The following is a 9,627-nucleotide window of genomic DNA, read 5'->3' as shown; positions in this document are numbered from 1 at the left end:
GGTGGTCCCACCTGACCCCATGCCGAACTCAGAAGTGAAACGCCGTAGCGCCGATGGTAGTGTGGGGTCTCCCCATGCGAGAGTAGGGAACTGCCAGGCATCAAATTTAGCAGTAAGCCGGTCATAAAACCGGTGGTTGTAAAAGAATTCGGTGGAGCGGTAGTTCAGTCGGTTAGAATACCTGCCTGTCACGCAGGGGGTCGCGGGTTCGAGTCCCGTCCGTTCCGCCACTTATTAAGAAGCCTCGAGTTAACGCTTGAGGTTTTTTTTCGTCTGTATATCTATTATTGCCAGAATCGCAAAAATCCTCTGCATTTTACGCTCTTTTTCCTCAACAGTCTGAAGCCCATAATCACCTCAGTTAACGAAAATAGCATTAAAAGAGGCATATTATGGCTATCCCTGCATTTGGTTTAGGTACTTTCCGTCTGAAAGACGACGTTGTTATTTCATCTGTGAAAACGGCGCTTGAACTTGGTTATCGCGCAATTGATACCGCACAAATCTATGATAACGAAGCCGCAGTAGGTCAGGCGATTGCAGAAAGTGGCGTGCCACGTCATGAACTCTACATCACCACTAAAATCTGGATTGAAAATCTCAGCAAAGACAAATTGATCCCAAGTCTGAAAGAGAGCCTGCAAAAATTGCGTACCGATTATGTTGATCTGACGCTAATCCACTGGCCGTCACCAAACGATGAAGTCTCTGTTGAAGAGTTTATGCAGGCGCTGCTGGAAGCCAAAAAACAAGGGCTGACGCGTGAGATCGGTATTTCCAACTTCACGATCCCATTGATGGAAAAGGCGATTGCTGCTGTTGGCGCTGAAAACATCGCTACTAACCAGATTGAACTCTCTCCTTATCTGCAAAACCGTAAAGTGGTTGCCTGGGCTAAACAGCACGGCATCCATATTACTTCCTATATGACGCTGGCGTATGGTAAGGCCCTGAAAGATGAGGTTATTGCTCGTATCGCAGCTAAACACAATGCGACTCCGGCACAAGTGATTCTGGCGTGGGCTATGGGGGAAGGTTACTCAGTAATTCCTTCTTCTACTAAACGTAAAAACCTGGAAAGTAATCTTAAGGCACAAAATTTACAGCTTGATGCCGAAGATAAAAAAGCGATCGCCGCACTGGATTGCAACGACCGCCTGGTTAGCCCGGAAGGTCTGGCTCCTGAATGGGATTAAGCCTCTCTGACAGCTCCTCCGGGAGCTGTTTTTACATGCTCGCTAAGGAAATCGATAAAAGCCCGGATGCGCGTACTTACCGCACGGTCGCTGTAATAGACTGCACTGAATGGCATTTCCACTGGCAACACTTTATCTGCCATTAACTCCACCAATTCTCCGCGAGCGATTTCTCTGTCGATCATATAGTCGGACAAACACGCAATCCCGTTGCCACTCAGGCAAAGCTGTTTCAGTGTTTCCCCACTATTGGATGACAAACCGTACTTCACCTCATGTAATTGTCCATCGCTACAGGCTATCGGCCAGGTATTGAGGGAAGCGGGTTCAGTGAATCCCAGGCAAACATGTTGCTTTAAATCGTCGATCGTTTCTGGCTTCCCGTAGCGGGAAATATAATCGGGGGAGGCGATAATTTTTCGATAACTGTTAAATAACGGCCTGGCACGTAAGCTGGAATCCGTTAACGTACCAGCGCGTATCGCGACATCCACTTTTCTTTCGATCAAATTAATAATCGTTTCGGACGAGACTAGCGACAAAGTGACTTCCGGATAGCGTTCACGGAAAGGCTTAATTAACGGCATCAGAAAGTGCAGCACCACTGGAGTTGCGGCATCGATCCGTAACAGTCCACGCGGTGTATTACGCGTCTCCATAATTTCTGATTCTGCCGCTGCCATCTCCTGCAAAATTGACTGTACGCGACGGAAATAACGCTCGCCTTCTTCCGTCAGGCTAAGTTGTCGCGTGGTCCGATTAAGCAGGCTAACGCCAAGTTTCATCTCCAGCTTTTTCACCGCCCGGCTTACCGCTGAGTTTGCTTGCCCTAATTGTTCCGCTGCCCGGCTAAAGCTGCCGCTTTCTACGACCGAAACAAAAATGGCGAGTTCTTCCGAAGTGGCTTTCATTTTTGCTCCTGTTGCAAAATAGAAGAGATATTTTGAATTTATTTGTCATTAAACCATCAGGATGCGTGATATGTCATCCGATTTAATGTTCTCAATAATGAGCAAAATTCTGACCGGTGTAAGCACTTGCTTACATAACAATATACAATTGCTCGTTGAAAGAGTGAGCTAAAATCCCTATAACAGTAGAACCCTCCCGAGTGCGGAAGGGTTGACGTAATAGAGGTTTCAAAGTCAAAAGTGCGAAAAAACACCTATGCCATGCGCTATGTTGCCGGACAACCTGCGGAAAGGATCTTACCGCCGGGGTCTTTTGCGAGCATCGGCCAGGCATTACCACCTGGAGAACCGTTAAGTACCGAAGAGCGTATTCGGATCCTGGTGTGGAACATATACAAACAGCAACGCGCTGAATGGTTGTCGGTATTAAAGAACTACGGCAAAGATGCACATCTGGTGTTATTGCAGGAAGCGCAGACAACGCCAGAGTTAGTACAGTTTGCGACCGCTAACTATCTTGCCGCCGATCAGGTACCCGCTTTCGTGCTGCCACAACATCCTTCTGGCGTAATGACCCTTTCGGCGGCGCATCCAGTGTATTGCTGCCCGTTACGTGAACGAGAGCCCATTTTGCGTCTGGCGAAGTCGGCACTGGTGACGGTCTATCCATTACCTGACACCCGCCTGTTGATGGTGGTTAATATACACGCCGTCAACTTCAGTCTGGGCGTGGATGTCTATAGTAAGCAGTTACTTCCTATTGGTGATCAGATAGCTCACCACAGCGGCCCGGTCATTATGGCGGGAGATTTCAATGCCTGGAGCCGTAGAAGGATGAACGCGTTATATCGTTTTGCGCGGGAAATGTCGCTGCGTCAGGTGCGTTTTACCGATGATCAGCGCCGTCGGGCGTTTGGTCGCCCGCTCGATTTTGTTTTCTACCGTGGTCTGAACGTCAGTGAAGCTTCTGTACTGGTTACGCGCGCTTCCGATCACAATCCGCTACTCGTTGAATTCAGTCCCGGCAAGCCTGATAAATAAGGTATGTCAGGTCTGCCACAGGGCAGACCAACGTTTGGCGCTGCCCTTTTATACTCAAATAACAAAAGGACAGCGCAATGACAATACAATCCCACCATGACCATGTAGAAAAGCAGTTTAGCTCTCAAGCCAGCGAATATCTGACCAGTACCGTACATGCATCCGGACGAGATTTACAGCGCCTGGCGGTGTGTCTGGCTGATTATCCTGATGCAAGTGTACTTGATATGGGCTGCGGAGCAGGGCATGCCAGCTTTGTCGCTGCGCAAAACGTGAGCACGGTGGTGGCGTATGACTTATCTGCCCAAATGCTGGATGTCGTGGCACAAGCTGCCGAAGTCCGGCAACTGAAAAATATCACCACCCGCCAGGGTTATGCCGAAAGTCAGCCATTTGCCGATAACGCATTTGATATTGTTATCAGCCGTTATTCTGCCCATCACTGGCATGATGTTGGTGCAGCACTGCGTGAAGTGAACCGGATATTGAAACCTGGCGGTAGGCTGATTGTGATGGACGTAATGTCTCCGGGCCACCCAGTGCGCGACATCTGGTTACAGACGGTAGAAGCATTACGCGATACCTCTCACGTACGAAACTACGCCAGCGGTGAGTGGTTGAGGTTAATCAATGAAGCCAATCTGATAGTTGATAATTTAATTACAGATAAGTTACCGCTGGAATTTTCTTCATGGGTCGCGAGAATGCGTACGCCAGAAGCGTTAGTAGACGCTATTCGCATTTACCAACAGAGCGCATCGACAGAGGTGAGAACGTATTTTGCCTTGCAGAATGATGGCTCTTTCACCAGTGATATCATCATGGTAGATGCACATAAAGCGGCATAAATAAAAAAGGCACCGGGGGAATCGGTGCCTTTTTATTATCTGGTTTGTCAGGAATCTGGCATGTTGTTGTTTTTCACAAACAACGTCAGCTTATCGCCTGGTTGCAGATTCGCAGTGTCGCTGTTCCAGCGCATCACATCTTTGATGTTCACGCCGTGGCGTTTAGCAATGCTTGAAAGCGAATCGCCTTTGCGCACACGATACGTAATGCTATCGCTGTTGTTTGCCAGTCGCTGTGCGCTACTGCCTGCACCAATCGTCAAACTTTGGCCTGGCTTCAGCTTAGATCCGCGCAGTTTGTTCCACTGCTGCAAATCTTTGGTGCTTACGCCGAGACGTGAAGCGATGCTTGAAAGCGTGTCGCCAGAGCGTACGGTGTAAACACGGCTGTTAAGCGGCGTATTGTCGGCAACCAGCGTCGACTGTACAGCAGCAATCTCGCCTGAAGCGAGAGATTCACGCAGTTGATCTGCATGCTTCTTTGGCACCATCACGTACTGCGGACCACTTGCGCCCAGCGTGGAGCCTTTCACGCCAGCGTTGAATGTCTTCAGCTTGCTGACGGAAATCCCCGCCATATCTGCAACCTTCGCCATTTCAACCGGGCTGCTCAGGTGCACACGCGCCAGAGCACGGCTTTCATCGGTCGTTGGCAGACGTACGCCATAACGCTTGCTGTTTTTGAGAATATCACTCAATGCCAGCATTTTAGGCACGTACTGCTTCGTTTCCTGCGGCAACGGTAACGACCAGAAGTCCGTGGATTTCCCACGCGCTTTGTTCGTTTTAATTGCCTTCATGACCCGACCTTCGCCGCTGTTATAAGCCGCTACGGTCAGAAGCCAGTCGCCGTCAAACATTTTGTTCAGACGCTGCATCATGTTCAGCGCGGCAGTTGTTGAAGCAACAACATCGCGACGCGCGTCATAATTGCGGGTCTGTTTCAAACCATAATTGCGCCCCGTGCTCGGAATGATCTGCCAGATGCCTGCGGCATTGGCGCCAGACGTTGCGTGAGGATCAAAAGCGCTCTCCACTATGGGTAGTAGTACCAGTTCCATAGGCATGTTACGTTTTTTAACTTGCCCGGCTATCCAGTACATATACGGCTCTGCCCGTAAAGTTACATCGTGGAGATAGCTCTTATTGCGTAAATATTTCTGTTTCTGTTCGCGAATCCGGTCATTTTCCGGAATTCCCATCTTTAGCTCGTCGCCAATGAAAGCCCACAAGTCACCATCTGGCGCGATAGACGTCCCATCGTCCATCCATCGTGCCTGACTTGTAAACTTTGCTGCTTCCCCTTGACCAGCTGCAGAAAGGCTCTGTGCGTGCTGTTGTACGTTGCCGGTACTCTGGCAACCCACGAGCAGGACAGAGGCGAGTAATATCGCTTTTGCCTTCATGTGTGTGTCAATAGTTGCTTAAAAGACGACCGATCATAACGGCGAACGGAGCCGATGACAAGAAAGTTTTATCAGAACCTATCTTTCTTTGACCTTAACCATGCAAAACGTTCTTCAGGTTGTTGCAATAATGTTTCTTCATTAATTACATTAATTAAATCAATATCTTCTGTTCTTAAAAAAACATTAATTTGCCGCTCATTTTTCAGAATTACGGGTAGTGTTATTTGATTTTTTGCCCGTAACTCCTTAACTTTACGATAATAATCATTTATGGACAAATCGTGCGGAAGAATACTCAAAGCAAACTTCATATTTGATAACGTATATTCATGAGCACAACATACCAGTGTATCGTCAGGTAACGCACTTAACTTTTTAAGTGATTGATACATTTGTGATGCTGTCCCTTCAAACAACCGACCACACCCACCAGAAAACAGCGTGTCGCCGCAAAATAGATAAGGTTTACTGAAGTAACAGATATGTCCTAAAGTGTGACCCGGTGTGGCAATTACACTAAATTCATGCCCCAAAACGAAGGCAGTTTCGCCATCTTTGACTACCTGTGTTGTTCCCTTATCTTGTGTCTCTTGTGGGCCATACACCACAATTTGCGGAAACTTTTCCACCAGTTCTTTTACGCCGCCAACGTGATCGTGGTGATGGTGGGTGAGAAATATGGCCTCCGGTTGCCAGTTATTGGCGGCAATGGCGTTTAATACTGGCTCTGCGTCTCCGGGATCGACAATCAGGCAGCGACCTGCTTCATCATTCAAAACCCAGATGTAATTGTCATCAAAGGCGGGAATACTGTTAAGATTCATAGATTACCTCTCAGTGTGAAACGGAAGGTTGTGATGAAACCGGCAAGAGTCCCTCAAACTGTCGTGGCTCCTGATTGCTGGGGCGATTTGCCCTGGGGAGAGCTTTATCGCAAGGCGCTGGAGCGCCAGCTCAACCCGTGGTTCACTAAAATGTATGGTTTTCATCTGCTTAAGATTGGCAATTTAAGCGCAGAAATCAATTGCGAAGCGTGCGCGGTTTCTCATCAAGTGAATGTTTCTGCGCAAGGAATGCCCGTCCAGGTGCAGGCGGACCCACTTCATCTTCCTTTTGCCGATAAATCCGTTGATGTTTGTCTACTGGCACATACATTGCCGTGGTGCACAGATCCGCATCGTTTATTGCGTGAAGCCGATCGGGTATTGATTGATGATGGCTGGCTGGTCATTAGTGGCTTCAATCCCATCAGTTTAATGGGATTACGCAAACTTGTGCCGGTATTGCGAAAAAACTCGCCCTATAACAGCCGGATGTTTACTCTGATGCGGCAGCTGGACTGGCTCTCTTTGTTGAATTTTGAAGTGCTACACGCCAGCCGTTTCCACGTTCTCCCGTGGAACAAACACGGAGGAAAACTATTGAATGCGCATATTCCTGCGCTTGGTTGCTTACAACTTATTGTTGCCCGGAAACGGACTATTCCTTTAACGCTAAATCCGATGAAACAGAGTAAAAACAAGCCACGAATTCGCCAGGCGGTTGGTGCCACCCGGCAATGCCGTAAACCACAGGCTTAAGCTTCGACTTGATAGCCCGTATCTTCCAGTGTGGGATTCATCGCTGCGGCACGAGCCAGTTCATCGCAACGTTCGTTTTCCGGGTGTCCTGCATGGCCTTTAACCCATTCCCATTTGATTTGATGCTGCCCCAATGCAGCATCAAGACGTTGCCAGAGATCGACATTTTTTACTGGTTTTTTGTCTGCGGTTTTCCAGCCACGTTTTTTCCAGTTATGGATCCACTGGGTGATACCCTGGCGGACATACTGGCTGTCGGTACTCAAAATGACTTCGCAATGTTCTTTTAACGCCTCCAGCGCGACAATAGCGGCCATCAACTCCATGCGGTTGTTGGTGGTGCGGGTGTAGCCAGCGCTAAAAGTTTTCTCGCGTCCGCGATAGCGTAAAATAGCGCCGTAGCCCCCAGGTCCAGGATTACCCAGACACGAACCATCGGTGAAAATTTCTACCTGTTTAAGCATCTCTGGTAGACTTCCTGTAATTGAATCGAACTGTAAAACGACAAGTCTGACATAAATGACCGCTATGAGCACTGCAATTACACGCCAGATCGTTCTCGATACCGAAACCACCGGTATGAACCAGATTGGTGCGCACTATGAAGGCCACAAGATCATTGAGATTGGTGCCGTTGAAGTGGTGAACCGTCGCCTGACGGGCAATAACTTCCATGTTTATCTCAAACCCGATCGGCTGGTGGATCCGGAAGCCTTTGGCGTACATGGTATTGCCGATGAATTTTTGCTCGATAAGCCCACGTTTGCCGAAGTAGCCGATGAGTTCATGGACTATATCCGCGGCGCGGAGTTGGTGATCCATAACGCAGCGTTCGATATCGGCTTTATGGACTACGAGTTCTCGTTGCTCAAGCGCGATATTCCGAAGACCAATACCTTCTGTAAGGTCACCGATAGCCTTGCGGTGGCGAGGAAAATGTTTCCCGGTAAGCGCAACAGCCTCGATGCGTTATGTGCCCGCTACGAAATAGATAACAGTAAACGAACGCTGCACGGGGCATTACTCGATGCCCAGATCCTTGCGGAAGTTTATCTGGCGATGACCGGTGGTCAAACGTCGATGGCTTTTGCGATGGAAGGAGAGACACAACAGCAACAAGGTGAAGCAACAATCCAGCGCCTTGTACGTCAGGCAAGTAAGTTACGCGTTGTTTTTGCGACAGATGAAGAGCTTGCAGCACATGAAGCCCGTCTCGATCTGGTGCAGAAAAAGGGCGGAAGCTGCCTCTGGCGGGCATAAATACATGTAAAAGGCGCTAAAAATAGCGACTTGGGCGATTTTTGCAGCAAATGATTCAAAAGATGAGAAAAACCGTTGACGAAGGGTGAGGCAATCCGTAATATTCGCCTCGTTCCCAACGGAACACAACGCGGAGCGGTAGTTCAGTCGGTTAGAATACCTGCCTGTCACGCAGGGGGTCGCGGGTTCGAGTCCCGTCCGTTCCGCCACTATTCACTCATGAAAATGAGTTCAGAGAACCGCAAGATTTTTAATTTTGCGGTTTTTTTGTATTTGAATTCCACCATTTCTCTGTTCAATGATTTTACTCTGGCGTAAGTGCGTGATTCTCGCTTGTTGTCTCATTCATTAAAATTCAATAATGATATCGAACCATTCAGCTTAAATATATTTCCAGAGAATAAATTTATATTGATTAAATGAATGTATATTTCAAATTGATTTTGTTTGTTATTATTTAAGTGGGGTATATAATTAGAGTCCGTTATCAATGCTAAATATTCTAATCATTATGACAGGCGAGGGAGTGTCCAATTATGAATTCAAAAAAGCTTTGTTGCATATGTGTGTTATTCTCGCTGCTTGCAGGATGTGCCTCTGAATCTTCTATTGATGAAAAGAAGAAAAAAGCTCAAGTCACACAAAGTAATATTAATAAAAACACTCCCCAGCAACTGACAGACAAAGATTTATTCGGTAATGAAACCACTCTGGCCGTATCCGAAGAGGATATTCAAGCAGCGCTTGATGGAGATGAGTTCCGCGTTCCCCTTAATTCTCCTGTAATACTTGTTCAATCCGGCAACCGCGCACCGGAAACCATTATGCAGGAGGAGATGCGAAAATATTATACTGTTTCCACATTCTCTGGTATCCCGGACAGGCAAAAGCCTCTGACTTGTAACAAAAACAAAGATAAAAATGAGAACGAGGATGTTGCCCGTGCTGAGAATATGAACTGGATGCAGGCACTGCGTTTTGTGGCTGCAAAAGGACATCAGAAAGCGATTATTGTTTACCAGGATATGTTGCAGACAGGAAAATATGACTCTGCGCTGAAATCAACAGTATGGTCCGACTATAAAAATGAAAAACTCACTGACGCTATCTCCCTGCGCTACCTGGTACGTTTCACGCTGGTGGATGTGGCAACAGGTGAGTGGGCTACCTGGTCGCCGGTGAATTATGAATCGAGAGTAATTTTTCCGCCGGCTGGAATTACAAAAACGAGCAATAAAGAACTATCAAATGACCATGTTACGGAAGCGCAACTGTTTAATTTGAAACAAAAAGCATATGTATCGATGGTGAAAGACTTGGTGAGTCGATTCCAGTAATCGTTATTGTTATGCTGCCGCCTGTAGTTTAGGGTGGCAGCAAAC

At 47.6% G+C, this 9,627-nt stretch carries 10 protein-coding genes, 2 tRNA genes and 1 rRNA gene; 9 read left to right on the top strand and 4 right to left on the bottom strand.

The window, feature by feature from the left end; all coding sequences use genetic code 11:
• The 3 genes from rrf to dkgB all read left to right on the top strand — a co-directional run.
• Positions 1-99 (top strand): 5S ribosomal RNA (gene rrf, locus ACJHW7_RS18745); the annotation flags it as partial.
• Between the two features lie 54 nt (positions 100-153).
• Positions 154-230 (top strand) — tRNA-Asp (locus ACJHW7_RS18740).
• A 162-nt stretch (positions 231-392) separates the two neighbouring features.
• Positions 393-1,196 carry a 2,5-didehydrogluconate reductase DkgB gene (dkgB, locus tag ACJHW7_RS18735; RefSeq protein ID WP_000997036.1) on the top strand — a complete coding sequence of 268 codons (804 nt, stop codon included), beginning with the start codon at positions 393-395 and terminating at the stop codon, positions 1,194-1,196.
• On the opposite strand, the gene yafC is transcribed toward dkgB, so the two are convergent.
• The gene (yafC, locus tag ACJHW7_RS18730) at positions 1,193-2,107 is read right to left on the bottom strand and encodes a DNA-binding transcriptional regulator YafC (RefSeq protein WP_000648583.1); all 915 of its coding nucleotides are present in this window, start codon (positions 2,105-2,107) and stop codon (positions 1,193-1,195) included. The genes dkgB and yafC overlap by 4 nt on opposite strands.
• A gap of 240 nt (positions 2,108-2,347) precedes the next feature.
• On the opposite strand from yafC, the gene ACJHW7_RS18725 reads away from it, so the two are divergent.
• Both ACJHW7_RS18725 and ACJHW7_RS18720 read left to right on the top strand, forming a co-directional pair.
• Positions 2,348-3,148: an endonuclease/exonuclease/phosphatase family protein gene (locus tag ACJHW7_RS18725; protein WP_001230983.1), complete on the top strand. Its 801-nt coding sequence runs from the start codon at positions 2,348-2,350 to the stop codon at positions 3,146-3,148.
• Between the two features lie 77 nt (positions 3,149-3,225).
• The gene (locus tag ACJHW7_RS18720; protein ID WP_021556434.1) at positions 3,226-3,996 is read left to right on the top strand and encodes a class I SAM-dependent methyltransferase; all 771 of its coding nucleotides are present in this window, start codon (positions 3,226-3,228) and stop codon (positions 3,994-3,996) included.
• Positions 3,997-4,043: 47 nt separating this feature from the next.
• Here ACJHW7_RS18720 and mltD read toward each other — a convergent pair whose 3' ends face one another.
• Both mltD and gloB read right to left on the bottom strand, forming a co-directional pair.
• Positions 4,044-5,402, bottom strand: a complete 1,359-nt coding sequence (gene mltD / locus ACJHW7_RS18715; RefSeq protein ID WP_000644685.1) for a murein transglycosylase D — start codon at positions 5,400-5,402, stop codon at positions 4,044-4,046.
• Positions 5,403-5,473: 71 nt separating this feature from the next.
• Positions 5,474-6,229, bottom strand: coding sequence for a hydroxyacylglutathione hydrolase (gloB, locus tag ACJHW7_RS18710; RefSeq protein WP_001052715.1), 756 nt, complete (start codon positions 6,227-6,229; stop codon positions 5,474-5,476).
• A gap of 33 nt (positions 6,230-6,262) precedes the next feature.
• Between gloB and ACJHW7_RS18705 the strand changes: the two genes are divergently transcribed.
• On the top strand, positions 6,263-6,985 hold the full coding sequence (locus ACJHW7_RS18705) for a class I SAM-dependent methyltransferase (RefSeq protein WP_021556435.1): 723 nt from the start codon (positions 6,263-6,265) through the stop codon (positions 6,983-6,985).
• Here the strand turns inward: ACJHW7_RS18705 and rnhA are convergent.
• Positions 6,982-7,449 carry a ribonuclease HI gene (rnhA, locus tag ACJHW7_RS18700; RefSeq protein ID WP_021556436.1) on the bottom strand — a complete coding sequence of 156 codons (468 nt, stop codon included), beginning with the start codon at positions 7,447-7,449 and terminating at the stop codon, positions 6,982-6,984. The genes ACJHW7_RS18705 and rnhA overlap by 4 nt on opposite strands.
• A 64-nt stretch (positions 7,450-7,513) precedes the next feature.
• Here rnhA and dnaQ point away from each other — a divergent pair, with 64 nt between their 5' ends.
• The 3 genes from dnaQ (at position 7,514) to ACJHW7_RS18685 (ending at position 9,582) form a co-directional block, all read left to right on the top strand.
• Entirely contained in the window at positions 7,514-8,245 is a 732-nt protein-coding gene (gene dnaQ, locus ACJHW7_RS18695) for a DNA polymerase III subunit epsilon (RefSeq protein WP_001301976.1), read from the top strand.
• A gap of 132 nt (positions 8,246-8,377) precedes the next feature.
• A tRNA-Asp gene (locus tag ACJHW7_RS18690) sits at positions 8,378-8,454 on the top strand.
• Positions 8,455-8,781: 327 nt separating this feature from the next.
• Positions 8,782-9,582: a hypothetical protein gene (locus ACJHW7_RS18685; RefSeq protein ID WP_001086135.1), complete on the top strand. Its 801-nt coding sequence runs from the start codon at positions 8,782-8,784 to the stop codon at positions 9,580-9,582.
• Positions 9,583-9,627 lie beyond the last annotated feature (45 nt).

This window comes from Escherichia sp. WS1152 (genome assembly GCF_046487665.1).
Lineage (GTDB): Bacteria > Pseudomonadota > Gammaproteobacteria > Enterobacterales > Enterobacteriaceae > Escherichia > Escherichia coli.
Note: the sequence above shows the minus strand (reverse complement) of the source record. Positions and strands in the feature narration are given on the sequence as shown.

What these genes read in the sequence shown, in the direction of transcription:
- rnhA (WP_021556436.1), bottom strand. Translation starts at nt 7,449, where the DNA reads ATGCTTAAACAGGTAGAAATTTTCACCGATGGTTCGTGTCTGGGTAAT.
- dnaQ (WP_001301976.1), top strand. Translation starts at nt 7,514, where the DNA reads ATGAGCACTGCAATTACACGCCAGATCGTTCTCGATACCGAAACCACC.
- mltD (WP_000644685.1), bottom strand. Translation starts at nt 5,402, where the DNA reads ATGAAGGCAAAAGCGATATTACTCGCCTCTGTCCTGCTCGTGGGTTGC.
- ACJHW7_RS18720 (WP_021556434.1), top strand. Translation starts at nt 3,226, where the DNA reads ATGACAATACAATCCCACCATGACCATGTAGAAAAGCAGTTTAGCTCT.
- dkgB (WP_000997036.1), top strand. Translation starts at nt 393, where the DNA reads ATGGCTATCCCTGCATTTGGTTTAGGTACTTTCCGTCTGAAAGACGAC.
- gloB (WP_001052715.1), bottom strand. Translation starts at nt 6,229, where the DNA reads ATGAATCTTAACAGTATTCCCGCCTTTGATGACAATTACATCTGGGTT.
- ACJHW7_RS18705 (WP_021556435.1), top strand. Translation starts at nt 6,263, where the DNA reads ATGAAACCGGCAAGAGTCCCTCAAACTGTCGTGGCTCCTGATTGCTGG.
- ACJHW7_RS18685 (WP_001086135.1), top strand. Translation starts at nt 8,782, where the DNA reads ATGAATTCAAAAAAGCTTTGTTGCATATGTGTGTTATTCTCGCTGCTT.
- yafC (WP_000648583.1), bottom strand. Translation starts at nt 2,107, where the DNA reads ATGAAAGCCACTTCGGAAGAACTCGCCATTTTTGTTTCGGTCGTAGAA.